This is a genomic window from Nocardia sp. NPDC056564 (assembly GCF_042793755.1).
Lineage (GTDB): Bacteria > Actinomycetota > Actinomycetes > Mycobacteriales > Mycobacteriaceae > Nocardia.
Window position 1 is genome coordinate 184487 of the sequence record NZ_JBHTUR010000009.1, and the last position, 25574, is coordinate 210060.

Here is a 25574-nt window from a genome sequence, read left to right on the forward strand (position 1 = left end):
TCGAATGGCCTGGCATCGTTCGCCAGGGAGGAAGAGGCCATGACCAGCACCGACATCAATGCCAACGAGGCCGTCACGCACACCAACGGCGCGGGCGCCCCCGCCACCACCGTGGCGTCGCGGGTCCACGAACTGACCACCGTCTTCGAGCGCGGGTTGCAGGAGAACCTGGGTGTCGGCGCGTCGCTGGGGATCCGCCTGGAGACCGCGGGCGACGGCTACACGCGGTACTACCTGGACCCGAACCCGGCCACCATCAACGCCATGTTCACCGTGCACGGCGGGGTCATCGCGACCCTGATGGACACCGCGATGGGCAGCGCCGTGTTCACCAAGCTCGGCGACGGCGTGGCCTATACGACGCTGGAGCTCAAGGTGAACTTCATCCGGTCGGTCACCCTGGACGGTTCGCGCCTGACCTGCGAAGCCAACGCGATCCATGTCGGCAGGCGCACCGCGACCGCCGAGGGCCGCATCGTCGACGGCAACGGCAAATTGATCGCACACGGCTCCACGACGATCCTGGTGCTGCACCCGGAGCAGTGAAAAACCGAAATAGCCCTGCCGCGGAATAACTTCCGCGGCAGGGCTATTTCGTTATCGGTAGCTGTAATTCAGGCGAGGGTGTGGCATTCCTCGATGAACCGCACCAATTCGTCCAGGCGATCGGTGCGGGTGTCCACTGTGCGGTCGATCACCTTGATCAGATGCTCGTACGCCTCGGTGTGGTCGTAGGACGCGACATCGGCGATTTTCAATGCCCATCGCCAATATCCGCGCATCGTATCGGCCAGCGGCATGCGGAAATTCGCGATCACGTCGCGGATCGGCTCTACCGTCGCGTCGCCGTGCACCCGCAGGTACCGGCCGACCACATCGGCCATGAAGCTGAAATGCCTGGCCTCGTCCCGGGACAGCCGGGCCAGCACCGACGCGAGCACCGGATCGTCGACCACGTCCCGCAGCTGCTGGTAGTACATCTGCGTCGCCTTCTCCTGCACCAGCGCGTAGGCGAAGAACTGCACCGGGTGGTCATAGGGCAGGTCGAACGGCTTCTGCCCCTCGATCGCCAATTCCGTACGCAGCGAACTGCGTTCGGCGATGCCGGCGGACTCCTGGTAGCGGGTCAGCGCGCGAGCGTGCGTGTCCTCCTCCAGCGCCCAGCGGACGGTGAAGTGGTACAGCTCGCGGTTGTGCACGAACGCCTCCCGGCTGACCGAGTCGTCCACGGGGAAATACCGGTGGTAGACCTCGAAATAGCCGGGCAGGTGGTCCTCGATGAGCGTGACGAACTGCACCGCCGAGCGCTGTCCCTCGGTGAGCCGGCCCGCGTCGGCGCGCGACCAGTCGAACGCGGTCTCCACATCCCAGGCCCGGGCCGCGGGGGAGGCGGCGAGGAAGCCGTCGACCGCCTCGGCCACCTCCTCGACCGGGATCAGGGTTGACTCGATATCCATCTGTCTCTCCTGGCCGTCAGCGGGCGTTACGGCAGGTCAGCGCGTAATGCTTGGTCGTGTAGCCCCATCCGGCATTGGCGATCTCCAGATAGTGCCGCAGCTTCGCGGCCAGCCCCGGCCCGTGCGCGTCGATGCGCTCGGCGGAGGCGTACACGTTCGCGATCCAGTCGTCGATGGTGCGGCGGTAGTGCTCGGTCAGGTCGTCCACCGCGATGATGGCGAAGCCGGCGTCCTCGGCGGCGGTGACCAGATCCGACAGCGGCCGCAGATCGCCCCAGCCGAAGATGTCCTCGCGGACGAACTCGGTGCCGGCCTTGTTGTCGAAGGCGTTGTGCGAGGCGGCATTCCGGAAGCAGCTCTCGGAGACATACAGCGTGCCACCACGACGCAGCACGGAGCGGGCCCGGCGGAAGACCTCGCCGAGATCGGGCATGTGCACGATCGAACCGAGCAGCGTGACCGCGTCGAAGCTGCGCGGCGCGAGTTCCAGCCGCTCGAAATGGCCAACCTGAGTATGGACCCGCTCGGCGACGCCCCGCGCGACCGCCTGCTCGGCGATGTACTCGTGCTGCCGCGGCGCCGGGCTGACACCCAGTGTGTCGCAACCGAACTCCTCGGCCATGAACAGGATCAGCGAGCCCCAGCCGCACCCGACATCGAGGAGCCGTTCGCCGCCGCGCAGCCCGAGCCGGTCGGCGACGAAGCGCAGCTTGTTGCGCTGCGCCTGCTCCAGCGTCTCGGTGTCCGAGGTGTAGAGCGCGGAGCTGTACTTGCGCAGCGGATCGAGGAACTGGCCGAAGATATCCGGATCCAGGTCGTAATGCTGATTGGTGTCCGCGGTGGCTGTTACATCGGCGCCGGTGGTGACCGTGCCGCCGAGGTCGCCCGCGACCTGTCTGTCGGCGTCGAAGACTGCCGGCTGGTTGATGGCCGTCATGCCGCCGCCTCTCGGAGTGCCTGATCCACGACCTTGACCACGTCATTGAGGGTGGACAGGCCGAATACGTCTTCGTCCTCCAGCTCGATGTCATATGTGCGCTCGATCTTGGCGACCATGCGCAGCACCCGCACCGAGTCGACCCCGGCCATGCCGCGCAGGTCGACGTCGGGTAGCAGCTCGGCCGCGGGGATGCCGGTTTCGGCGGCGGCGATCTCGGTGACCGTACGCAGGATGTCGGTGGGATTCGTCATGAGTGAACTCCATTCAGAGCGGCGGCGGAGGTGGTGGTGGAGAAGGCATTCGCCTTGGCCAGCGCGTCAGCGAGCACAGCGACCTCGTCGTCGCCGAGGGTGAGTTGGTGGCGCACATCGTCGAGCGCGAACCGTTGGTAGGCGGCGGTGGAGGTGGCGCAGACGGCGCCGTTGCCGTCCAGGATCTCCGCCGACGCCTGGCTGGGCCGATCCGGCGCTGGATCGGACAGCGTTGCCACGCAGCGGTATTCGTGATCGACCAGCAGCGGCGTGAGGAACCGGGTGCGCTGCGACACGGTGAACGCGGGGTAGTTGCGCGCGAGCACGATCAGGTTGCCCATCACCTCGTCGCAGATCACCCCGATCAGGCCGCCGTGCACGACACCGGGATAGGACTCGAACTCGCGCCCGAGCCGGAACCGGGCCTGCAGGCCGTCCGGGTGCGGGGTGAACGCCAGCCGCAGCCCGGTCGGGTTGTGCGGCGAGCAGCCGAAGCAGTGGTAGTCCGGGATCACCGACCACGGCACCTGCACGGTGGCGTCCTGGTCGTCTACGGCGATGGCGTGGTCCATCGGGCTAAGCGATCGTGTCGGCGAGGGCGCGGCGGACCTTGGCATTGCTGGACAGGTCCAGCCCGGTCATGTTGGCGAAGGTGCGACGCACCTTGTCGTGCAACACGTCCAGCTCGCCCTCGGCGGCCACCTCCTCGAGAAACAGGTCGAACCCGGTGTCGATGGTCTCGTGCTCGCCGAGTTCGCTGATGCCCGCCTTGAAGGTGCTCACCGGGTGCTTGATCTTGGCCTCGGAGCTGTAGACGTAGAGCGTCTCGAGCACCGACGGCAGCTCCTCTGGTCGCTTCTCCAGTCGCTTGGTCGCGTAGTGGATGAACTCGCGCGCATGCCCGGCTTCGTCACGACTCGCGCTGAGCAGCAACCCCTTCAGCACCGGCTCCTGCACCCAGCCCGCCACCGCGCGGTAGATGTGGTTCACCGTGAGCTCGGAGATGATGTTGGTGGCCAGCGTGGCCGAGGGCGTGCTGCCCGGCGCGTACGGCTCGCGCATGGAGTCGACCGCCTTCTCGTCCACGCTCTCGCCGATCGCGCCGAGCCAGGCGCGAAACGCGTAGTGGTGCTGCACTTCCTGGTAGCCCCACACCACCGCGAAGGTGGAGAAGTCGTAGTCGTCGACGAATTCGTTCATGAAGCCGTGGACGGCGGCGATCACATTGGACTCGCCCATCGTCGCGCTCTTGGCCAGCGTCACGTACTCGGGACGGACCAGCGAGCGGTCGACGGCGTCGAGGTCCAGGTCGGCCAGCTTCCAATGCAGGCGCTCGTAATGGCGGAAGACTTCATAGCTGTGCACAGGTGACTCCAGTTCGATCGGTGCGAAGTGCCTTGGCGGTCAGTGCTTTCGGGCGGAAACGAGGTCGCGGGCGGCGAGGCGTCGCAGCTTGCCGCTGCTGGTTCGGGGGATGCTGCGCGGTGCGACGAGGTACACCTCGACGGCGGCCAGGCCCAGTTCGGCGGCGACCTGGGCCTTGATCCGGTTGCCGAGCGCCTCGGCGTCCGCGCCGGTCAGTTCGGATTCGGCGATCAGCGCGATCACGTCCGCGCCGTCCGGGTCGGTGGCTGCCGTGCAGCGGCCCTTGTAGACGCCGTCGAGGTCGCGCACGGCGGCCTCGACGTCCTGGGCGTAGTAGTTCACGCCGCGCACGGTGATCATCTCCTTGCGCCGCCCGGTGACGAAAAGCTCACCGGCGCGGAGGTATCCGAGATCGCCGGTGCGCAGCCAGCCGTCGGTGAACAGGCCGGCCACCGTCTCCGGCTGGGCGCTCAGGTAGCCGTCGGTGACCGAGGGACCCTGGATGAGGATCTCGCCGACCGCACCGTCGGGCAGTTCGTGGTCGTCCTGGTCGACGATGCGCACCCGCATGCCATCGACGGCGGAACCGACTCCCGCGACTGCCTTCGCACCCGGGGCGTTCGGCGAAACCTGTTGTGCCTCAGCGGCATCCGAGAGCGCTGCCCGATCGACCCACTCGAACAACGACTCCCGGCCCAGCGGCGGGAAGGCGACGGCCAGGGTGGCTTCGGCCATGCCGTACACCCCGAACATGGTCGTCGGCGCGAAACCCGCGGGCGCGAACCGCTCGCAGAACGCCACGACTACGTCGCGGGAGATCGGCTCGGAGCCGTTGAACGCGATCCGCCAATTGCTCAGGTCGTAGTCGGTCACCTGCTCCGGCGCGATCGCGGCCAGCAGCGCCTCGTAGCCGAAGTTCGGCATGGCGGTGATCGTCGTTGCGCTGGCGGCGAATTCGGCCAGCCAGCGGGCCGGGTCCTTGACGAAGGCCAGCGGCGACCAGACGTGGGCGGGGATGCCGCGCAGGATCGCCGACAGCGTGCCGAACAGGCCCATGTCGTGGAACAGCGGCAGCCAGAACCCGCCGGTGTCGGCGAGGTCCAGCGCGATGCCGGCGCGGATCGCCGCCAGCCCGCTGAGCACGTTGCGGTGCGTCAGGCGAACACCTTTCGGCGTCGCGGTGCTGCCCGAAGTGAACTGCACGATCGCCAGGTCGTCCGCGCTCAGCACCGGCAGTTCGACGCCGTCGTCGCCCTCGGCGAACAGTGTTGCGGTGTCGACCAATTCGACGTCGACCGCCTCGCCGAGCATCGCCGCCAGCTCCGCGAACCGATGCGACATCAGCACGGTGCGCATGCCGGCCGCCTCGACGATCGCCGCCAGCTTCTGCGGGTATCCGCCCAGCTGCCGCGAACCGGCAGGCAACGGCAGCGGAGTCGCCGCGCCGCCCGCCGCCGCCACCCCGAACAGGCTGATCAGGAACTCGGGCGCATTCGGGCACAGGATGCCGACCGGCTCACCGCGGGGTACACCGCGCCGCACCAATGCCGCAGCGGCCGACTGGGAGCGCCGGTGCAACTCGGCATAGTCCACGGTTTCCGACACCGACCAGAACGTGGCCGTCACCTCGGGATACCCGGCCGCGATCTCGGCCATGCGGCCGTGCAGGGTTTCCACCGATTCCGCAGAATTCATGACTGCCACGACAACAGTGAATTGTGACGGTGCCTTGAACTGATTGTGAATTGCGGTGTTCGATAAACAAGGGCGATCAACCAATCGCAGTGCACAATAAAGGATTTCGACTATGGCGCGATAGGAACGGGTGATCGCCGCCGCTGACGGCTGTCGGGAACCCCGACGATGGACCGCGGAATTGCTTTCGCTTCCCGCATTTTATCCCGTTTCCAGTTATCCAGGAGTTGCCGGTGAGTTCCGACCATTCGGCGGTCGAGGAATTGACCCCGGTCCAGCTGGCGGTCATCGAGAGCGTCGCGCCGCACCTGCGGCACAACCCCTACGCCAGCTACGCGACGCTGCGCGCTGCGGGCCCGTTCGTGCCCGGTTCGCACGACATGCACCTGGTGACCCGTCACCACGAGGCGCAGACGATCATGCAGGACCCGCGCTGGAGCCACGCGGAGGAACCGCAGTTGCTGCACGGCGACAGCGATGTCGAGCTGCCCGGCTCGTTCCTGTGGATGGAGCCGCCGGACCACACCCGGCTGCGCGGCCTGGTCAGCAAGGCGTTCACCGCGCGCACCATCAGCGGCATGCGCGAGCGAGCCGAGCGGCTGGTCGACGACCTGATGGCGAAGATGCTGGCCGAACGCGACGTCGATCTGCTGGACGCGCTGGCCTATCCGCTGCCGCTGGCCATGATCTGCGACCTGCTCGGCGTGCCCGCGGAATCGCACGATCACGTGCGTGAGATCTCCACGGCCATCGCCCGCGGCCTCGATCCGGACCTGCTGCTGTCGCCGGACGAACTCGCGGCCCGCACCGCAGCGGTCTACGCCTTCCGCGACTTCTTCGGCGAATTGGTCGAGCAGCGGCGTAAATCCCCGCGCGAAGACCTGATCACCGCGCTGGTGCAGGCCGACGACGCCGGCGCCCGGCTCACCTCGAACGAACTGCTCGGCACCCTGCTGATCCTCGTGGTCGCCGGGCACGAGACCACGGTGAACCTGATCGGCAACGGCGTGCTCGCGCTGATCCGCAACCCGGACGAGTTCGAACGGCTGCGCGCCTACCCCGAACTGTGCGAACCCGCCGTGGACGAGGTGCTGCGCTACGACGCGCCCGTGCACCTCACCACCCGCACCGCGCACGCCGAGATCACCATCTCCGGGCACACTTTCGCGCCGGGCGACGCGGTCATCGTGCTCTTCGGCTCGGCCAACCGGGACCCCCTGGCCTTCCCCGACGCCGACCACTTCGACATCGCCCGCTACGCCCGCGGCCGGAAGTCGGAGCGGCACCTGTCCTTCGGGCTCGGCCTGCACTACTGCCTCGGCGCGCCGCTGGCCCGGCTGGAGATGCAGGTGGTGCTGCGCGCGATCACCGAGCGGGTCGCGGCCATGACCTTGCTCGAGGAACCGCCGTATCGGCCGAACGTGGTCGTGCGCGGCATGTCGCAACTTCGCGTCCGGCTGGACGGCCGATGAGCACAGGAGCCCCGATGAGCACCGCAGTCCCCACCGATGTCACCTTCGACGCCTTCGAACCGAGCGAACGGGCCGACCCGTATCCGGCCTACCGCCGCGTGCGCGATGCCGCACCGCTGTTCCCGTACGAATTCGGTGACGTGCCGGTCACTTTGATCACCCGCTACGAAGAGTGTGCCGCGATCCTGACCGGCAACGACTGGGGTCACGGGTACGCCGCTGGCATCAGCCCGTTCCGCGACACCACCGCCGCGATCCCCGGCTCGTTCGTCCGGATGGACCCGCCCGAGCACGGCCGCTACCGCAAGCTGGTGGCCAAGGCGTTCACGCCGCGGATGATGGCCGAGCTGGTGCCGCTGGCCGGGCAGGTCGTGCACGACCTGGTCGAGGCGGCCCTGCGCCGTGGCGAGCTGGACGTGCTGAACGGGCTGGCCGTGCCGCTGGCGGTGGCCATGGTCCCGGTGCGGCTGCTCGGTGCGGACCCCGCCGACGCCGCGCTGTTCCGGCAGTGGCAGCTGGCGATCGCCCGCGGCAGCGATCCGGATTCGCTGCTCGGCGAGGCGGATGTGGCCGCGCGCGGCACAGCGGCGATGGAGTGCATGGGCTACTTCGCCCGGCTGATCCAGCAGAAGAAGGCGAACCCGACGCCGGACCTGTTGAGCGCCTTGGTCGTCGCGAGCGTGGACGGGCAGCTGACCGAGCCCGAGGTGATCGGCATCGCGCTGCTCACCCTGGTCGCCGGCATGGAGACCTCGATCAATCTGATCGGCAACGGAATGCTCGCGCTGCTGCGCAACCCGGAACAGTTTGCGCTGCTGCGCGATGACCGATCGCTGATGGGGCCCGCGCTCGAGGAGATGTTGCGGTACGACGCGCCGACCCAGTTCACCATCCGGGTCGCGCTGGCCGATACCGAGGTCGGCGAGCACCGGTTCAAGCGCGGTGACGGGGTTGTCGTGCTCACCGCGTCGGCGAGCCGCGACGATCGGGTCTTTCCGGACGCCGACACGTTCGACATCACCCGCTACGCCGGAAACCGCCCCGCCCGCAAGCATCTCGGCTTCAGCCTCGGCATCCACTACTGCGTCGGCGCGCCGCTGGCCCGGATCGAGGCCGAGGCCGCGCTCGGCCAATTGCTCGACGAGGCGCCGAATCTGGCGCTCGCGACCGCGGACGTCGAGTACCAGCCGAGCCTGATCCACCGGGGGATCCTGTCGCTCCCGGTGCGGCTGTGAGGGCGTCATGACCGAGTCTCGGCACGCGGTCGTGCTCGGCGCGGGCATCGCCGGATTGCTCGCCGCCCGAGTGCTTTCCGACCACTTCGCGCAGGTCACCATCTTCGAGCGGGACACCGTCGAGGGCGTGGACGTGCGCCGCGGGGTGCCGCAGGCGCGGCATCTGCACGGGCTGCTCGATCGCGGCCGCACCATCATCGAACAGCTCTACCCGGGGTTCACCTCGGAGATGGCCGAGCGTGGCGCGACCACCGCGGAGGCGCTCGTCGGAACCCGGTGGTATGTCGGCGGATTGCGGGTCGCGCCGAGTTCGACCGGCCTCACCTCGGTGATGGCGACCAGGCCGCTGCTGGAAGCCGTGCTGCGGCAACGAACCCTGGCCACGCCCGGAGTTCGGCTGTGCGAAGGTGCCGCTCGTGGGTTGATCGGCGACGCGCACCAGGTGCAGGCCGTGTCGATCTCCGGCACGTACGGCACGCAGGCACACGCGACGGATCTGGTGGTCGACGCGACCGGACGCGGATCGCGAGCGCCCGTGTGGCTCACCGCACTCGGCGCGCAGGCGCCGGCGGAGGACCGCCTGGAGGTCGATCTCGGCTACGCGTCCCGGCTGTTCCGGCGCACGCCGGGACAATTGGGCGAGCACTCGTCGGTGATCGTGTCGACCGGCGCGAACGGCCGTGGCGGCGGGGCGATCCGGGTCGAGGGCGACCGCTGGCACGTCACCCTGGCCGGCCTGCTCGGCGATCATCCGCCGACCGACCCCGTCGGCTTCGCGGCCTTCGCGAACACCATCTCCTCGCCGGACATCCACGACATCGTGACCAGCTCCGAACCGCTCGACGAGGCTGTGCCGCACCGCTTCCGGTCGCCGGTGCGCCGCAGGTTCGAACGACTCGGCACGGTGCCGCGAGGCTTCCTGGTGCTCGGTGACGCGCTGTGCAGCTTCAACCCGCTGTATGCCCAGGGCATGGCGGTGGCCGCACAGCAGGTCATGGCGCTGCGCGATTGCCTGCACGACGGTGCCGAGTCAGCCGACCTGCCCACCCGGTTCTATTCCGCCGCAAGCAAAGTGGTGGACGCCGCCTGGCAGCTGTCCGCGGGCGCCGACCTCAGCCATCCCGGCGTGCTCGGCCCGCGCACGCCGCGGACCCGCCTCACCAATGCCTACGTGGCCCGCGTGCAGCGCGCCGCGCACGTCGATCCGCTGGTGGCGCGGACCTTTCTGCGCGTGGCCAACCTGGTCGAGCCACCTACCGCGCTGCTGCATCCGCGCATCGCGAGCCGAATCCTGCTGCGCGGCAACGCCAGACCCGTCGCGCCGCCCGGCTTCGGCGGACAACCGTCCGTCGACCGCACCCCGATCCTCACCGAGCCGACGAGGTAACGACCCGCATCGGCGCGGGCCCGCGCCTCCCGACCCATTCCGAACGACCGGCGGCACCGGCAGATCGCCGGTGCACCGCACAGGAGGGACCACTCGACATGGACTCATCGCACGCGAGCACGGCTGTCGCGGAACAAGATTCCGTACAGACCGCGATCGCCCAACTGTTCGGCCCCGACGGCAGATCCGACCCGTACACCCCCGCCCGCGTGCTGCGCGAGGCGGGCCCGGTGCACCAGACCCCGCTCGGCCACCGCGTGCTGACCCGCTACGCGGACTGCGTCGCGGTGCTGTCCACGACCGCGTGGAGCCACGCGGAAGAGGCCGCGATGATGCATCCCACGGTGTCGCCGGAGAACGCGGCCGACGAACTGCCCACCTCGTTCCTCTGGATGGAGCCGCCGGACCACACCCGGCTGCGCAACCTGGTGACCAAGGGCTTCACCCCGCGCATGGTGACCCGGCTGCGCCCGCGCATCGAGCAGCTCACCGAGCAACTCATCGACAATGCCCTCGCGGCAGGCGAATTCGACCTCATCGAGACCATCGCCTACCCGCTGCCGCTGATCATCGCCTGCGAGCTGATCGGCGTGCCCGCCGAGGCCTACGGCCAGGTGCACCGGTGGTCGCAGGACCTGGCCCGCGGCTTCGACCACGACTACACCCTGCCCGAGGAGGCGTTGAAGGCGCGCAGCGCCGGTTCGCGCGGCTTCATGACCTACTTCCGCGAACTGCTGAACGAGCGGCGGGTGGACCCGAAGGACGACCTGCTCAGCGTGCTGTCCCAGGTCGAGGACCGCGGCGACGTGCTCACCGAACAGGAGCTGCTGGCCACCTGCATCACCACCTTCGTGGCCGGGCACGAGACCACGGCGAACCTGATCGGCACCGGCATGTTGCAGCTCATGCGCAATCCGGACCAGATCGCCGCGCTGCGCGCGCGTCCCGGCCTGTGCGCCTACGCGCCGGACGAACTGCTCCGGCTCGAGCCGTCGGTGCAGATCACCACCAGGGCCGCCACCCGGCCGATCACCGTGGCCGGCCACGACTTCGAGACCGGGGAAGGCGTGGTGGTGCTGATCAATTCGGCCAACCGCGACGACGACGCCTACGTCGATTCGGATCGGGTCGACGTCGCCCGCTACGCCGACCCGAAGAATCCCGCCAAGAAGCACCTCGGGTTCAGCCTCGGCATCCACTACTGCCTGGGCGCGCCGCTGGCGCTGCTGGAGATGGAGATCCTCCTGGAGGTGTTGCTGCGCAAGGTGAAGGACATCGACCTGCTCACCGACACGCCGCCGTACAAGCCGAATGTCGTGATTCGCGGGCTGGAGGCGTTGCCGACGCGATTCACTCCCGCCTAGACGACTAGGATCTGGCCGAAGGACCCGGAGCCGGAGGGGCGCCGGGTCTTTCGCGTGTTCGGGTCAGTCGCCGGGGCAGAGTCGGCGTGCGGCGGCGTCTTTCGCCAGGCGGGCGTCGACGCAGCCCGCGGGTAGGTCGCCGGATGCGGTCGTGCCGAAGTTGGCGGTGACCGTCAGCGCGTTGTCGCCGAACGTGCTGCGCTGCACCAGATGATCATCGGTGAGCCACTGGAAGCCGGTCATCGGCAACGTGCCCGCCGCCTCGTGCAGCGGCGCGAAAAACTGTTGCAGCCGGGCGATTTCCGCACCGTGTTCGGTGAGCTGCTGCCGGTCCAGCGCCAGGTTCAGCGGTGTGTTGTTCAGGATGGCGGTCAGGGCGCGCATCGTCTGCTGGCGCGGCAGTTTGTAGTACGCGAGTTCCCAGCGGTCCAGGTTGATCACCGAGTCGTGCAGCACCGTTTCGTACAGCGGGACGCGATAAGCCGGATCGAACATCGCCTTGGCCGCCGCGGCGGGCAGTTCGGCGGGCTGGAAGAAGAACTTCGGCGCGTTCGCCGGTGCCCAGCCGCCCCAGGTTTGCCGGTCGCGCTGGGCCTGCCACAGCAGATCCGAGACCGGCGTCTGAGAGCCGTGGCTGTAGGCCAGCACCGTGCTCGCCCACGCGCCCGCCGACTCGGAACCGAGCACCTGTTTGCGTTCCTCGGCCAGCTTGCGCATGCGGGCGAGGCGGTTGTCGCGGTCCTGCTTCTTGTTCATCGGATGGCCGGGGCTGTAGTCGTCGAAGAACTCGCCCGCCGCGTCGACGTCGAGGAAGTAGGTGTTCGCGCCGTTGGCGGTGATGCTCGCGTAGCGGTCGTCGAGCAGACGCGGATCCTGGGCCAGCGCTTGCGTACTGAGATAGCAACCGCGCCCGCCGAACCCGGTCTCCGGCGTGCCGTTCGCGTCGTGCACGCAGCCGGTCGGCCACATCTGTCCGGGCCAGCGCGAACTCGGGTTGTCGGCGGTGGCGGGGTCCTGCGCGTTGTCGTACGAATCGTAGGGCCCGACAAGGTATCCGGCCTGTTTCGCCGCGTCGATCGCCGCGGGTGTCATCGGGTCGTCGCCGGCGTCGTAGCCGAGCCACATGCGGCTCAGGCCGAGATCTCGCATCGTGCGGATGGCCTCGGGTGTGCGGCCGTCGCCCCAGAGGTAGGCGTGGAATGCGCCGAGCAGCTTGGCGATCGGCGGATTCTCGCGGATCTTGTCGGCGAGGGAACGGAATTGATTGTGCTGGATGAGCCAGTCGCGGTAGTCCTTCGCGGCGGCGACGGGGGAGGCGTCGGTGAGGGCGAAAGTGATGGTGTAGTCGCGGGTGTCGGCTCTGGCCGCGAAATCGTGTTCGGCGGTGGTGTGCAGCTTTCCGTCGGTGGACTGCACCGTCAGGGTGGTGCCGATGTCGGTGGGGGCGAGGTAGCTCACGCCGCGGGCGCCGATGCGGTAACCCCAGAACGGCATCGTCAGTCCGGACGTCAGGTCGAGCGGATTGTCGACCAGGGCGGCGTCGGAGGAGTTCCAGAACGGGTCGGCGACCGGCAGCGACAGGCCCTCGCCGCGGGGAAGTTGTAGTGCGGCGGTGGCCGGATCGGTGCCGGTCACCGGCCAGGCCACCCGCTCGTCGCGGTCGCTCTGCATGCTGACGCGTAAACGGCCGTCGGCGGTGTCCGCGGTGACGGTCAGTCCCTTGTCGGGATAGGTCCAGGTGGCCAGCTCACCGGTGATCCGGATCGGGCCTGCCGCGCCGAGCCCGCCCGTCGCACCGCCGGACATCGCGATGCGCGCACCGTCGCCGGTGACGCCGGTGACGGCCAGCGAGGTCGTGTCCACGTCTGCCTGACCACCCTTGATCGGCAGCAGCACATGGTCTCCGCGCTGCTCGGGTCGTGCGCGCGCGGTGTCGCTGTCACATGCGGTGATACCCAGCCCCGCGAGCAGCGCGACGGTGGTGAGGGTGGCCCCGGCCGCGATCCTGCGGCGGGTGCGCTCGTTGCTCCGACGTCTCATGCCAGGCACGGTGCCGCGGCCGGATGAGAGTTCGATGAGACCGCCTCGGGTCCCGGTCCTGCGCGAACCCGATCCGTAGTATCCGGACCATGCGCGTTTTGGTGGTGGACGACGAGGACGCGGTCCGCGAGGCACTCGTGCGCGCGATGGACAGCGAAGGGTACGAGACCCGCGCCGCCGGCGACGGCGCCGCGGCACTGGTCGAGATCGAATGGTGGCAGCCGGAAGTGGTGCTGCTGGACGTGCTGATGCCGTTCATGGACGGGCTGACGGCGTGCCGGCGGTTGCGGGCGCGCGGTGATCGCACGCCGATCCTGATGCTCACCGCGCGGGACGCGGTGGCCGATCGGGTCGACGGCCTGGACGCGGGTGCGGACGATTACCTGGTCAAGCCGTTCGATCTGGATGAGCTGCTCGCCCGCGTTCGCGCGCTGGTCCGGCGCACCTATCCCGATGACGGTGCCGTGCTGTCCTGTGCGGACCTCGTCATGGACACCACCGCGCACGAGGTTCGCCGCGGCGCACGCCTGGTCGAACTCAGCCGCACCGAGTTCTCCCTGCTCGAGGTACTGCTGCGCAACGAAGGCCAAGCACTGCCGCGCGAGACGCTCATCGAACGCGTGTGGGGCACCGGGCTCGGCTCGACGTCGAACTCGCTCGAGGTCTACATCCGCTACCTGCGGCGCAAGCTCGAAGCCGGCAACGAACCCCGGCTGATCCACACGCTGCGCGGCATCGGCTACCGGCTGGCTCCGCGGTGAAACTGCCCGGTTCGCTGCGCGCCCGGATCGCGCTGTTCTGCGTCGCCGCCATCGCGGTGGCGCTCGCGGGCATGGGATTCGCCGCCTACGCCGTGGTCGCGCACGAACTCGACAGCTCCCTCGACCTCGGCCTGCGCAGGGAAGCAACCCGTATCACCCGCACGATCGCCACGGACGCGGATGTCGCCACCGCATCCGGACCGTGCCGATACCTGACCGCGCCGAGTTGCGTGCAGGTCGTGGCCGCCGACGGGCATATCGAATCCGAGCACGACCCGAACCAGCCGCTGCCGGTCGACTCCGCCACCACGGCGGTCGCCGCCGGCACCCGAGCCGCGTTCTTCAGCGACATCGGTCTCGACGGCTATTCGCTCCGGATGTACACCGCGCCACTGCGTTCCGGCTCCGCGGTGCAGATCGCGCAGCGCGCGGACCCGGTCGACACGAGTCTTCGCCGCGTCGCCTACGCGCTCGTCGCCGCGGCCGCCGTCGGGATCCTCCTCGCCATCGCTGCCGGTCTCGCCGTTGCCCGCCGCGCCGTCGCCCCGGTCACCACCCTGACCGCCGCCGCAGAACGCGTCGCCGGCACCCGCGACCCTCGGCACCACATCTCCGTCCCCGGGCCCGACGAACTCCAAAGCCTGGCAACCAGTTTCAACACCATGCTCGACGAACTGGACCAGGCCTTGACCGCCGAACGAACCTCCCGCGCCGCCCAGCACCGGCTGATCGCCGACGCCTCCCATGAACTGCGCACCCCACTGACCGCCCTGCGCACCAACATCGACCTGCTCCGCCGAGCCTCCCGGCTCAGCGCCGGACAACTCGACGAAACCGTCGCCGCGCTACGCGTCCAATCCGAGGAACTCTCCGGCCTCGTCACCGATCTGATCGACCTGGCCCGCGCCGACGACCCGGCCGCCGCTCCGGAATCGCTCGAAGACCTCCGGCTTGACCTGCTCGTCGCGGACTGTCTCCGCACCGCCGAACGTCACTGGCCCGCAGTCACATTCGAAACCGACCTCGCCCCGACCACAATCCACGGCGCATCCGCGCGCCTCACCCGCGCCATCACCAACCTCCTCGACAACGCCGCCGAATTCAGCCCGCCCCAAGGCCGGATCCACATCCGCCTGCACCACAACGAACTGACCGTTCGCGATGAAGGCCCTGGCATTCCACCGGACGACCTCGCGCACATCTTCGACCGCTTCTACCGATCCGCCACCGCCCGCACCAAACCCGGGCACGGCCTGGGGCTGGCCATCGTCAAGCAGGTCGCGGACCTCCACGGCGCCACCGCGACCGCTGAATCCCCACCCGGCGGCGGCGCGGTATTCCGCCTCGCCTTCCCCGAGCCGGCGGACTGAACAACTCCGGGCTTCGTCACCACCGGTGACATCCGGGCACGGCGACCGATCAGGAACGGCGGATCGGCCTGCACCCGCGCTCGATATTGCGTCGCCAGATACGGTCCGTGCTGCCAGAATCAGCCGATGCCGGTCGACCAGAACCTTCTTCTCGCCTTCATAGCCACCACGTTCATCGCGATGATCACGCCCGGCCCGGACATGCTGTTCGTCCTCGGCTGCGGGATGCGGGGTGGTCCGCGGGCCGGACTGCTCGCCACGGCGGGGGTGGCGACGAGCGAGGCGATTCACGTCGCGGTCGCGGCGGCCGGGCTCGCCGCGCTGTTCGCCGCGGTCCCGGTGGCCTTCACGGTGGTTCGGGTGCTGGGCGCCGGATATCTGATCTACCTTGGCGTGCAAGCGATTCGGCGGCGTTCGAGTCTGCCGTCCGAGGAAGCGCAGGTGGGTGTTTCCGGGCGGAAGGCGTATCTGTCCGGGCTGTTCACCAACCTGCTGAATCCGAAGATGGTGACGTTCACGATCGCGTTCCTTCCGCTGTTCATCGATCCGAGTCGCGGCCAGATCTGGTTGCAGTTCGTGATTCTCGGCGCGATCATGATCGCGTTCGAGTTCCTGGTCGACGGCGCGGTCGGGGTGCTGGCCGGCCGGATCGGCGGGTGGCTGCGCCGTCGGCATGCCGCGCGTCGCCGGATCGAGGTCGCCACCGGCGGGATCTTCATCGGCCTCGGCGTCCGGCTGGCCGTCCAGCACTAGCCGATACTCGCGAGTGATGCCGACCTCGAGCCGCGGTACGAGGTGCGCGGCGATCCCCCAGACCTGACAGCAACCATGAACAGCTCACAAGTTAACCGAGCTGACGACCCCCACGCCCTATCCGGCTCTCACCCGTCCGCCGAGTGGGACATGGCCGTGAAGCCACTTGCCCTCAGCCGCCACTACGTCCCGTTCGGCATTCGCCTACCCGCTGAGCGGGACATGGTGACGCCGCTACTCACCCTTTGTCGCGATCATGTCCCGTTCGCGATCGTCGTCACTGTTGAGCGGGACGTGGCTGCGGGGCTACTCGTACTTTGTCGCTGTCATGTCCCGTTCGGCGTCTTCGACGCCGCCGGATGGGATCTGGCATTCACCCTTCCGTCGAGTGGGATATGACGGCGGGGGATACCCTCGCTTCCGGAGGTACCGTGCTCGACGCACTCCTCAACGGCGAGTGGACCGAAGTGCAGCAAGCGATCCGCGCCGAGATCGCCGCGCACGGCGAGTCGCTCTCGGCGGCGCTGGCCGCGGCGATCGCCGCGTAACCCCGCCGATCCCCAGATTTGCCGCTGGCGTGCTGGGCTCGGAAGGAGAAATATAGGCGTGCAACCGCCAGTGGACGGCGGCGCGAAGCCAGACCACCGCCGCCCTGTTCGGGTACGAGATTGGGAGCGGACTGTGCACGACGCCACCGATACCTCCGAGGCGCGGGCGGACGCGTCCGCCGACGGACCCGCGGAGTCCTACACCTGGGAGATCGTTCACGACGGCACGACCGTCGAGTCCGGCGAGAGCTACCTGGGCGAGGCGCACCCGTTGACCGGCAGCACCGCGAGCCAGCACTACGAGATCGCCTGCGGGGTCTTCGAGCAGGCCTGTGACCAGGCGGTGGAGGAGCACCGCTACGAGGTGATGATGGCGCGCGTGGAGAACCGGCCCGAACCGCGCCCGGTCACCGTCCTCACCGTGCTGCTGCGCTACGCCGACGGCAGCGTCGCGGTCTCGATGACCGCGCACCCGCGGCACCGCCCGATCACCGACCAGGACCTGGACGAATACCGCGACTACCTGGAGTGGGCCGAAGCGGACCACCACCGCTTCCTCGAACCGACGACGCTCGGCGACGAACCCTTCGACCTGCCATGGGAATCCACCGAGGAGGAGTGGGCCCCCGACGAGACGATCGACCGGTCCGATCCCCGCCTGGCCCGGATCGCCGCGCTGGAGGCCGAGGCCGCCGACATTCGCGCCGAGGTCTTCGACCCCGACCACTGCCGCGAACTCCACTTCCGCGCCGACCAGAAACAACGCGAAGCCCGAACCGCCGCAACCGAAGCCGCCGCGTCCGGCGACGCGTCCGCGCTCGCGGCGGCCGAACGCGAACTCGCCCACCGCACCGAACGCGTCACCCGCTGGACCACCCTGCTCGCCGAATCCACCGCCGCCTACCTTCAGGCGGCCGCGCTGGATGCCGAAGCGGCGCAGGTGCGTCGAGCGTTGCAGGCCGAGCCGCAACCGGCCGAGGCGGGCCTGCTCGGCGAACCCACGTAGCCGTCCGGTGCCCGCCGAACCGAGGTGGGCACCGGACGCCGTCACAGCGCCAGCAGCGCGCGGTGCCCGATTCGCGGATCGGCCAACGGGCGCAACGCTATTCGCATGAGGGCGAGGGCGTTGTCGTCGCCGGCTATCCGGTTCGCCTTGACCGCACCGCAGGCCAGGCACTGGTGGACCAGCTGCCATTCGCCGTCGTCGCGGGCGGACATGCTCACCGCTTCCATCCGCCCCTTGCACGGCTCGGCCCGGTCGCCGGGAACGCGTCGGTCCACGTGACGGCTGGTCAGGCAGTGCGGGCAGTGATTGCGGTGGGCGGTGCCGGGCGCCGCGACCGGCACGTCCATCCGGCAGCCGAGGCAGCGGAACGCGTCGCCGGATTCGCCTGCGCGACCGTGCAATACGTGCTTGGCGCGTTGCGGGCGGTGACCCGCCGGTTTTCTGCGTGGCATGGCGCACCCCCTACAGATCGCCGAAGACTTCGAGCGGGAACGGCGGTTCGGCGAGCGGGCGGACCGCCATGCGCATCAGGATGAGCTGGTTGTCGTCGCCGCACACGGCGTGCAGCGCCAGCTCGTGACAGCGGGTGCACCGATGCACGACGGCCCATTCGCCGGTGCGCAGCACGGCGATCGACAGCGGCGCCATCCTGGCCTGGCACTCGGAGGTGCCGCCCTCGACGTGGTCGTGGGTGTGTCGTGAGTTCAGGCAGCTCGGGCAGTGGTTGCGCCAGCTGTTGTCGGGGGCGAGCGTGGCGACGACGAGGCCGCAGCGCACGCAGGTGAAGGTGTCGGTGCGCAGCGATGCGCTCGGACCGGAAGAGGTGTTGTCTGACACCCGGATTACTCCTTTGCTGAGGATTCGATAACAGCAGGAGCAGGCCGAGCGCGCCTCGGGGCTAGTTAGCGGCGGTTGGCTGTGCGGGCGCGAGCGAACCGATCCGGTTCGACTCGACGCGGTGAGGCGCGCTCGGCGCGGGCCGGGGCATAGACACTCATTTCTGGGCCGTCGGCCCGGTCACCGATCTCTCGGGCGCTGCCATCAGCGCGGCCGCAACCGTAGCAACGCGGGCTCGATCGTCGCCACCGATTTTGCCGTGCCCCGATCGGCTTCGATAGTTGCAGGTCACGAGGCCGAGGCTGCCCGCGGCCACGACCGCGGCCAGGACGAACATGACGGGGTAGCCGAAGCCGAACCGCTCGTTCAGGAACGACAGCAGGGCGGGTACGCCGAAGCCGAGGTAGCTCACCGAGTAGAACACCGCGGTGAGCCCGGCCAGATCGGTGGGACGGGCGATTCGTTCGATCTCCTGGAGCCCGGCGACGAGTCCGATGCCGTATCCCGCGCCGAGCACGACGGCGGTGAGCAGCGTCGCCCAGAGCGTCAGCGCACCGGAAGCCCAAGCGGCAGCGACCATTCCGATCGTGACGAACACCAGCGAGACGACGGCCGCACGAGCGGTGCCCGGCTTGTCGATCCGCCGCGCCGCCGACTGGATCGCGAAACCGCAGCTGAGCGTGATGACGCAGACCAGCGCCGAGAACGCGATCGGCACGCCATGCAGGTGCGGCGCCAGCAACGCGGGCATGATCGCGTACGCCGTTCCAGCGGAGGTGAACAACCACAGCGCGACCGGTAGTGCCACGCAGCGGAATCGGCGATGCCCGGCGGCGGGCACCTTCAGGTCATCCATCAGCCGCCCCGGATTCTCTTGGGGGAGCACCGTTTCCGGCGCTCGGGTCAGCCAGGACGCGGTCACCAGGCATAGTGTCACGCTGATCAGATAGGCGAGCTCGTTCGGCCACGGAGCCCACTGCGCCAGCACTCCGGCGAATCCCGCGCCTACCGCGAACCCGCCGGTGAGGCTCATCGCCGAACGCCGCGCCCCGGTGCCGCCCGGCGACGCGGGCCCGAACGGCGGCTGCGCGAGCTCCTTCAACCAGCTACTGCCCACCGCCATCGCCAGCCCGAGCGCGGCCCCGCACAGCACCCGACCGGCGGACAGCACCGGCACCGATGCCGAACCGAACGCCAGCAGCAGCGATCCCGCCGCGCTGATCAGCGGTGCCGGCCGCAGCAGCGCGCGCCGACCGTACCGGTCCGAGAGCGGGCCGCCGATCAGCAGCGCGGGCACGATGCCGAGCACGTAGTAGAACAGCAGCAGATCCACCGTGGTCGCGGGCAGCCCGTGGTTCTTGTACATCACCAGCAGTGGCGTGAATTCGTTTCCGCCCCAGGCGATCGCGAACATCGCCGCGGCGACGCTCCACCATGCCTTCGACGTGACCCGCACGGGTGCGGGCCGGACCGCGGTGGTCGGCGCAGGCATCACAGCCCCCGTAGTTCCAGCTGGTGCACGCCGGACAGGTGCTCGGCCAGCGCGGTGGCGAACTGCTCGACGTCCCCGGCCTCGATCAACCCGGCCAGGTGCGTGTGCTGCTCGATGATCCGAGCGATGTCGACCGGCCCGCGCCGCAGCGCGACGCTGTTCATCCGCCGCTGCCGCTCGCGCAGCGAGTCGTAGAAGCTCGCCAGCAGCGGGTTGCCCGCCGCGATCACGTACGAGCGATGGAAGTCGGTGTCCACCAGGGCGAACTGGTCGAGATCCCCGGCCGCGGCCAGCTCACGCTGCCGGTCGAGCGACGAACGGAGCATCGCGGTCAGCGCCGTGCGATCGGTGGCGGCCAGCGCGCGCACGGCGGCCGCCTCGACGACATAGCGGGCGTACGCGACGTGCTCGGCCTCGTCCGGCGGAATCGGCACCACCAGCGCGCCGCGCTTCGGGTAGAGCTTCATCCACCCCTCGGTCTCCAAGCGCAGGAACGCCTCGCGTACCGGGGTCCGCGACGTGCCGAGGTCGGCGGCGATCTCGCCCTCGCTGATCAGCTCGCCGCCCGGCAACGTGCCGGTGAGGATGCGTTCCTTGACCTCGAGATAGGCCTGCTCGGCTGATGAATACGTCTTAGACACAAGTTGCATCTTAGGCAGGATCGGCGACTTGCCTGCTGTGAGGTCGGTTACCCGCGGCCGAACATCCTGCGGGCTGAGGTGCCGAGGCCGCTGCCAATCTGAGGATTCGACGCCTCCGAAGCCGATCTGAAGAATTATCTTCAAAGATCTAGACCTGATCTTGCAGGATATTCATAATTTGAGGCAGAACGGTCTAGATTATGCGGACCAGCTATGAACATTCAGCTATCAACATCCATCGACATACAGGAGCGCAGGTGAAGATCGGGGTCCCCCGCGAGGTCAAGAACCACGAGTATCGGGTCGCGATTACCCCGGCCGGTGTGCACGAGCTCGCGTCCCGCGGGCACGAGGTGTACATCGAGACCGGTGCCGGTCGTGGCTCGGCGTTCGAGGACGAGGCATACACCGTCGCCGGCGCGCGGGTGCTGAACTCCGCCGACGAGGTCTGGGCCACCGCCGACCTGGTGCTCAAGGTGAAAGAGCCGGTCGCCGAGGAGTATTCACGCATGCGCGAAGGTCAGGTGCTGTTCACCTACCTGCACCTCGCCGCCTCCAAGGAGTGCACGGACGCGCTGCTGAGCTCGGGCATCACCTCGATCGCCTACGAGACGGTCACCGGCCGCGACGGCTCGCTGCCGCTGCTCGCCCCGATGAGCGAGGTCGCGGGCCGGCTGGCCCCGCAGGCCGGCGCCTACCACCTGATGCGCAACGGCGGCGGCCGCGGCGTGCTGATGGGCGGCGTGCCCGGCACCCCGCCCGCCAACGTGGTCGTGATCGGCGCGGGCGTCGCGGGCGGCAACTCGATCGCCATCGCGCACGGCATGCGCGCCGAGGTCACCGTCCTCGACCTGAACATCGCCCGGCTGCGCGAGATCGACGCGCAGTACAAAGGACAGGTCCGGACCATCATGTCCAACCGGCTCGAGGTCGAGAAGGCCGTGCGCGAGGCCGATCTGGTGATCGGCGCGGTGCTGGTCCCCGGCGCGAAGGCGCCCACGCTGGTCTCCAATGACCTTGTCGCGCAGATGAAGCCGGGTTCGGTGCTGGTCGACATCGCCATCGACCAGGGCGGCTGCTTCGCCGATTCGCGCCCGACCACGCACGCCGATCCGACCTACCGGGTGCACGAGTCGGTGTTCTACTGCGTCGCCAACATGCCCGGCGCGGTGCCCTACACCTCGACCGTCGCGCTCACCAATGCCACACTGCCGTACGTGGTCTCGCTCGCCGAGCACGGCTGGCGCGAGGCGGTGGCGCTGGATCAGGGCCTGGCGAGCGGTCTCAGTACGCATGGTGGTGTGCTGCTGTCCGCTTCTGTCGCGGCCGCGCACGGTTACGCCGCCGAAAGCCTGGCCGCGTAACACGTTTCGCAAGGGCGGCCGGCCTTCGGGTCGGCCGCCCTTGTCATGCCGTGGGATTCGTTCGCGGCCGCATGTGCTCGAAGATCAGGATCGTCTCGGTGGACGCGACCGCCGGGTGCTCGCTCAGGTTGTTCAGCACGAACCGGCGCAGCTCGTCGGTGTGCGAGGTGGCGACGTGGATCAGGTAGTCGTCGGCGCCCGCGATGAAGTACACGTTGAGCACCTCCTCGAACTCCGACATCTGCTCGCCGAACTCGGCCAGATGCTGGCGGGCGCTGGCCCGCAGCCGCACCGCGATCATGGCCTGCAGGCTGCGGCCGAGCGCGGCCGGATCGATGTCGGCATGGAATCCGCGAATGACGCCGCGTTCCACCAGCGCGCGCACCCGCCCGAGGCAGGTGGACGGCGCGATGCCCGCCGCGGCCGCGAGCGCGTTGTTCGTCATCCGGCCGTCGCGCGCGAGCTGGTCGAGCAGAATCCGGTCGATATCATCGATCGGCACCCCGGCCGGCGGATGGATCGGCGGCACCGGCGCGGTCGAGCCGCCGGGTGAATCATTCTTACGCATTCCTCGACCGTACAGAATCTTGTTCGTGGAAATCACCTTTGTTGTGAATATTATTCGCCGAATTCGCGTTTTGTTGGGTCCGCGCACGCCATGCGGACGCGGCTGCGCGGGCGTCCGGCCGGATCGGTCGTGGACACCGTGCACCCCACGATGCTGTGCGCGAGGTCGACGAAAGCGGGTGCGATTTCACCCAATTCGGTCACCTCGTCACCTTATCCGCCGAATCGGATTTCAGCCTGCCGGACGAGCGTGCGGCCGTGCCCGTTCCAGTTGCGCGGCGACGGTGAGGATGGTCGTCTCGCCGTTGCTCGGCCCGACCAGCTGAACCGCCAGGGGCAGCCCGTCCGCGGCGATGCCCGCGGGCAGCGAGGCCGCGGGGTGGCCGGTCACGTTCCACAGCGTGGTGTAGGCCACCATGGGAATGGACCGGAGCTGCGCGCGGACGGTGCTCGCGCCATCCAGCACGCCGATGCGCGGCGGACGGCCCGCGAGGGTGGGGGTGAGCAGCAGGTCGCAGTCGGCGAAGACCCGATCGACCTTGTGCGCCAAGGCCGCTCCCTGCCGGATCGCCCATTCGACGACCGGGCGCCTGGCCCAGGCGCCGAGCGCGACGGTCTGCCGGGTGCGGCGTTCGAGGCGTTCCGGATGCTCGACCTGCTCGGCCTCGTCGCGCACGCCGCCGAAGAACTGGGGGAAGAAGGCCTGCAACGACTCCGGGTAGTGCGGATCCACCTCGAACACCGAATGTCCCAGGTCGGCAAGCAGTTTCGCGGTGTCGTGCACCGCGCGCACGTGCTCGGGATCCGGCTTCGCCAGGGCGGACGGCGATGTCGTGCTGTAGCCGATCCGCAGGGCGGCGCCGGGTTGCCGCGCGGCCTGCTCGAAGGACATCACCGGGTCCGGTGCGGTGAACCGGTCGCCGGGGGTATTGCCGCGGATCACGTCGTACACCACCGCGGAGTCCAGCACGCCCCGGGTCAACGGCCCGGTCGCCCCGAGCGACCACCACAGATGCTCGAACGGCGCGACCGGAACCCGTCCGCGCTGCGGCTTGAGGCCGAACAGCCCGCAGCAGGCCGAGGGGATCCGGATCGAGCCGCCGCCGTCGCTGCCGATCGCCACCGGGACCAGGCCGGCCGCGACCGCCGCGGCCGAACCGCCGCTGGAGCCGCCGGTCGTGCGGTTGCGGTCCCACGGGTTGCGGGTCACGCCGTAGGTGCTCGACTCGGTGAACGGCCACTGCCCGAATTCCGGCATGGTGGTCTTGCCGACGATGATCGCGCCCGCCGCCCGCAACCGGCGCACGACCTCGGCGTCGGCCGCGGCCGGGGTCGAGTTGGCCCTGGTGCCGAAGGTGGTCACCAGGCCGGCGACGTCGATCTCGTCCTTGATCGCGATCGGGATGCCGTGCAGCGGACCGACGGCACCCGCGGCGCGCTCACGGTCGCGCTCGATCGCCTCGGCCCTGGCCTGTTCGTGCCGGATCTGGGTGAAGGCGTTCAGCTCTCCGGCCGCGTCGATGCCGGTCAGCGTGGCGGCGACCAGCTCCTGCGCGGACAGGACTCCCTGCTCCAGCAGTTCCCGCTGCTCGAGCACGCCCGCCGATACGACGTCCTGGAGATCCATCTGCACCGCTCCTCTCGGCCACACAGCGCTGCGTGACCAACACGACCGAACCGCCGGGCCGAAGACCGACAGTAGATAGCCGTACGACCATTCCGCAATCACTACGGATGCGGATCACAAGGAGTTCAGTATTTGGCCGAACCGGGTGGGCGATAGCCCGGATCGGCGGCGCGCATGGCCGCGACGTCGTCGCGATCGCGCAGCGCGGGCAGGCGTTGCCAGCGCTCGTGCAGCCGGGCCAGCGCGTCCCGGTCCAGATCGATGCCGAGGCCGGGGGTGTCGGTGACCTCGATGGCGCCGTCGGTGAAGGTGAACGGCTCGGTGATGACGTCCTCGGCCTGCCAGGGGTAGTGGGTGTCGCAGGCGTAGTCGAGGTGCGCGACGGTTGCGGCGACCTGGGTCATCGCGGCGAGGCTGATGCCGAGGTGGGTGTTGGAGTGCATGGAGATGCCCTTGCCGTAGGCGTGGCAGACCGCGGCGAGGTCGCGGGTCGCGTGCAGGCCGCCCCAGAAATGGTGGTCGGACAGCACGACCTGGACGGCGTTCGCGTCGAAGGCCGGACGGATCTCCTCGACGGCGGTGACGATCATGTTGGTGGCCAGGGGCATTCCGGTGCGGCGGTGCAGTTCGGCCATGTCGTCCACGCGGGCGGTCGGGTCCTCGAGGTATTCCACGATGCCGGTGAGTTGTTCGGCGACCGTGGTCGCGGTGGCCGGGGACCAGCCGCCGTTGGGGTCGAGGCGCAGCGGATGTTCGGGAAAGGCCTTGGCCAGCGCGGTGATGGCGGCGACCTCCGCGTCCGGCGGGAACACGCCGCCTTTCAGCTTGAAGGAGCGGAATCCGCCGTGCGCGCTGAACTTTTCGGCCAGCCGGACGACCCCGTCCGGGTCGAGGACCTCGCCCCACTCGTCGGCCGGGGCGTTCGGGGTCGGGTGTTCGGCCCACTTGTAGAATAGGTAGCCGGAGTAGTCGACCCGGTCGCGCACCTTGCCGCCGAGCAGGGCGTGCACGGGCAGGCCGAGTTCGCGGCCGTGTGCGTCGAGGGCCGCGGTCTCGAAGGCCGAGAGCACGCTGAGCCGGACCTTGTCGGTGGTCAGCGTGCCGCGCAGGCCGCCGGCGACCGGATTGTCGTCGAGCAGGCGGGTCGCACCGGCGTCGAGCAGCCGGATCGCGTTGATCGCCGGGACCGGCATGCCGATCAGCTTCGGCGCGAGTTCGGCTGCGCGGGCCAGGTATTGGTGGTCGCCGTAGGTTTCGCCGAGACCGACCGCGCCGCTGCCGGTTTCGACTTCGACGATCAGTCGCGGCGTGTAGGGCTGGTGCACGCCACCGACATTGAGCAGCGGGGCGTCGGCGATGAGGATCGGCGTGAGGCGGACGTCGGTGATGACGGCGGACATGG

At 69.1% G+C, this 25574-nt stretch carries 25 protein-coding genes; 10 read left to right on the forward strand and 15 right to left on the reverse strand.

The genetic code is table 11. From position 1 onward, the window contains the following. The first annotated feature begins 39 nt into the window (after positions 1 to 39). Entirely contained in the window at positions 40 to 546 is a 507-nt protein-coding gene (locus ACFQ9K_RS23290; RefSeq protein WP_378722045.1) for a PaaI family thioesterase, read from the forward strand. A 68-nt stretch (positions 547 to 614) separates the two neighbouring features. On the opposite strand, the gene ACFQ9K_RS23295 is transcribed toward ACFQ9K_RS23290, so the two are convergent. Genes ACFQ9K_RS23295 through ACFQ9K_RS23320 form a run of 6 tightly spaced genes read right to left on the reverse strand, consistent with a single transcriptional unit; the run spans position 615 to position 5708 of the window. Then, entirely contained in the window at positions 615 to 1457 is an 843-nt protein-coding gene (locus tag ACFQ9K_RS23295) for an acyl-ACP desaturase (RefSeq protein WP_150407776.1), read from the reverse strand. Positions 1458 to 1473: 16 nt separating this feature from the next. Further along, complete coding sequence (locus ACFQ9K_RS23300) at positions 1474 to 2394, reverse strand: SAM-dependent methyltransferase (protein WP_378720518.1); 921 nt, start codon at positions 2392 to 2394, stop codon at positions 1474 to 1476. Further along, positions 2391 to 2648, reverse strand: a complete 258-nt coding sequence (locus ACFQ9K_RS23305; protein WP_378720517.1) for an acyl carrier protein — start codon at positions 2646 to 2648, stop codon at positions 2391 to 2393. Before ACFQ9K_RS23305 ends, ACFQ9K_RS23300 begins: the two co-directional genes overlap by 4 nt. Next, positions 2645 to 3220: a PaaI family thioesterase gene (locus ACFQ9K_RS23310; RefSeq protein ID WP_378720516.1), complete on the reverse strand. Its 576-nt coding sequence runs from the start codon at positions 3218 to 3220 to the stop codon at positions 2645 to 2647. Before ACFQ9K_RS23310 ends, ACFQ9K_RS23305 begins: the two co-directional genes overlap by 4 nt. 4 nt (positions 3221 to 3224) lie before the next feature. After that, positions 3225 to 4013 (reverse strand): ferritin-like domain-containing protein, encoded by a 789-nt coding sequence (locus ACFQ9K_RS23315; RefSeq protein WP_378720515.1) that lies wholly within the window; start codon positions 4011 to 4013, stop codon positions 3225 to 3227. A 39-nt stretch (positions 4014 to 4052) separates the two neighbouring features. Continuing rightward, positions 4053 to 5708 (reverse strand): fatty acyl-AMP ligase, encoded by a 1656-nt coding sequence (locus ACFQ9K_RS23320; RefSeq protein WP_378720514.1) that lies wholly within the window; start codon positions 5706 to 5708, stop codon positions 4053 to 4055. 233 nt (positions 5709 to 5941) lie between these two features. On the opposite strand from ACFQ9K_RS23320, the gene ACFQ9K_RS23325 reads away from it, so the two are divergent. The 4 genes from ACFQ9K_RS23325 (at position 5942) to ACFQ9K_RS23340 (ending at position 11166) form a co-directional block, all read left to right on the forward strand. Further along, positions 5942 to 7180 carry a cytochrome P450 gene (locus ACFQ9K_RS23325; protein WP_378720513.1) on the forward strand — a complete coding sequence of 413 codons (1239 nt, stop codon included), beginning with the start codon at positions 5942 to 5944 and terminating at the stop codon, positions 7178 to 7180. A 14-nt stretch (positions 7181 to 7194) separates the two neighbouring features. Next, positions 7195 to 8415, forward strand: coding sequence for a cytochrome P450 (locus tag ACFQ9K_RS23330; protein WP_378720511.1), 1221 nt, complete (start codon positions 7195 to 7197; stop codon positions 8413 to 8415). Positions 8416 to 8422: 7 nt separating this feature from the next. Then, the gene (locus ACFQ9K_RS23335; RefSeq protein ID WP_378720510.1) at positions 8423 to 9802 is read left to right on the forward strand and encodes an FAD-dependent oxidoreductase; all 1380 of its coding nucleotides are present in this window, start codon (positions 8423 to 8425) and stop codon (positions 9800 to 9802) included. A gap of 98 nt (positions 9803 to 9900) precedes the next feature. Further along, the gene (locus ACFQ9K_RS23340) at positions 9901 to 11166 is read left to right on the forward strand and encodes a cytochrome P450 (RefSeq protein WP_378720509.1); all 1266 of its coding nucleotides are present in this window, start codon (positions 9901 to 9903) and stop codon (positions 11164 to 11166) included. A 63-nt stretch (positions 11167 to 11229) separates the two neighbouring features. Here ACFQ9K_RS23340 and ACFQ9K_RS23345 read toward each other — a convergent pair whose 3' ends face one another. Next, on the reverse strand, positions 11230 to 13206 hold the full coding sequence (locus ACFQ9K_RS23345) for a glycoside hydrolase (RefSeq protein ID WP_378720508.1): 1977 nt from the start codon (positions 13204 to 13206) through the stop codon (positions 11230 to 11232). A gap of 89 nt (positions 13207 to 13295) precedes the next feature. On the opposite strand from ACFQ9K_RS23345, the gene ACFQ9K_RS23350 reads away from it, so the two are divergent. From ACFQ9K_RS23350 to ACFQ9K_RS23365, 4 genes are all read left to right on the forward strand, one after another. Beyond that, entirely contained in the window at positions 13296 to 13967 is a 672-nt protein-coding gene (locus ACFQ9K_RS23350; protein ID WP_378720506.1) for a response regulator transcription factor, read from the forward strand. Then, positions 13964 to 15337 (forward strand): ATP-binding protein, encoded by a 1374-nt coding sequence (locus ACFQ9K_RS23355; protein ID WP_378720505.1) that lies wholly within the window; start codon positions 13964 to 13966, stop codon positions 15335 to 15337. The genes ACFQ9K_RS23350 and ACFQ9K_RS23355 overlap by 4 nt, the downstream gene beginning before the upstream one ends. A gap of 126 nt (positions 15338 to 15463) precedes the next feature. Continuing rightward, complete coding sequence (locus ACFQ9K_RS23360; protein ID WP_150407785.1) at positions 15464 to 16090, forward strand: LysE family translocator; 627 nt, start codon at positions 15464 to 15466, stop codon at positions 16088 to 16090. 681 nt (positions 16091 to 16771) lie between these two features. Beyond that, a complete protein-coding gene (locus tag ACFQ9K_RS23365; protein ID WP_378720503.1) occupies positions 16772 to 17644 on the forward strand; it encodes a hypothetical protein in 873 nt (290 codons plus the stop codon). A 41-nt stretch (positions 17645 to 17685) separates the two neighbouring features. Here ACFQ9K_RS23365 and ACFQ9K_RS23370 read toward each other — a convergent pair whose 3' ends face one another. From ACFQ9K_RS23370 to ACFQ9K_RS23385, 4 genes are all read right to left on the reverse strand, one after another. Then, complete coding sequence (locus tag ACFQ9K_RS23370) at positions 17686 to 18096, reverse strand: RNHCP domain-containing protein (RefSeq protein ID WP_378720502.1); 411 nt, start codon at positions 18094 to 18096, stop codon at positions 17686 to 17688. Positions 18097 to 18106: 10 nt separating this feature from the next. Then, positions 18107 to 18481, reverse strand: a complete 375-nt coding sequence (locus tag ACFQ9K_RS23375; protein WP_378720500.1) for an RNHCP domain-containing protein — start codon at positions 18479 to 18481, stop codon at positions 18107 to 18109. 157 nt (positions 18482 to 18638) lie between these two features. Next, positions 18639 to 19973 (reverse strand): MFS transporter, encoded by a 1335-nt coding sequence (locus tag ACFQ9K_RS23380; protein ID WP_378720499.1) that lies wholly within the window; start codon positions 19971 to 19973, stop codon positions 18639 to 18641. After that, a complete protein-coding gene (locus ACFQ9K_RS23385; RefSeq protein WP_378720498.1) occupies positions 19973 to 20623 on the reverse strand; it encodes a GntR family transcriptional regulator in 651 nt (216 codons plus the stop codon). The genes ACFQ9K_RS23380 and ACFQ9K_RS23385 overlap by 1 nt, the downstream gene beginning before the upstream one ends. Positions 20624 to 20871: 248 nt before the next feature. On the opposite strand from ACFQ9K_RS23385, the gene ald reads away from it, so the two are divergent. Further along, positions 20872 to 21978 carry an alanine dehydrogenase gene (ald, locus tag ACFQ9K_RS23390; protein WP_378720497.1) on the forward strand — a complete coding sequence of 369 codons (1107 nt, stop codon included), beginning with the start codon at positions 20872 to 20874 and terminating at the stop codon, positions 21976 to 21978. A gap of 43 nt (positions 21979 to 22021) precedes the next feature. Here the strand turns inward: ald and ACFQ9K_RS23395 are convergent, their stop codons facing one another. From ACFQ9K_RS23395 to ACFQ9K_RS23410, 4 genes are all read right to left on the reverse strand, one after another. After that, a complete protein-coding gene (locus ACFQ9K_RS23395; RefSeq protein WP_150407792.1) occupies positions 22022 to 22546 on the reverse strand; it encodes an Lrp/AsnC family transcriptional regulator in 525 nt (174 codons plus the stop codon). 50 nt (positions 22547 to 22596) lie between these two features. Beyond that, the gene (locus ACFQ9K_RS23400; RefSeq protein WP_378720496.1) at positions 22597 to 22749 is read right to left on the reverse strand and encodes a hypothetical protein; all 153 of its coding nucleotides are present in this window, start codon (positions 22747 to 22749) and stop codon (positions 22597 to 22599) included. A 28-nt stretch (positions 22750 to 22777) separates the two neighbouring features. Beyond that, on the reverse strand, positions 22778 to 24172 hold the full coding sequence (locus ACFQ9K_RS23405) for an amidase (RefSeq protein WP_378720495.1): 1395 nt from the start codon (positions 24170 to 24172) through the stop codon (positions 22778 to 22780). Between the two features lie 125 nt (positions 24173 to 24297). After that, the gene (locus tag ACFQ9K_RS23410; RefSeq protein ID WP_378720494.1) at positions 24298 to 25572 is read right to left on the reverse strand and encodes an enolase C-terminal domain-like protein; all 1275 of its coding nucleotides are present in this window, start codon (positions 25570 to 25572) and stop codon (positions 24298 to 24300) included. Positions 25573 to 25574 lie beyond the last annotated feature (2 nt).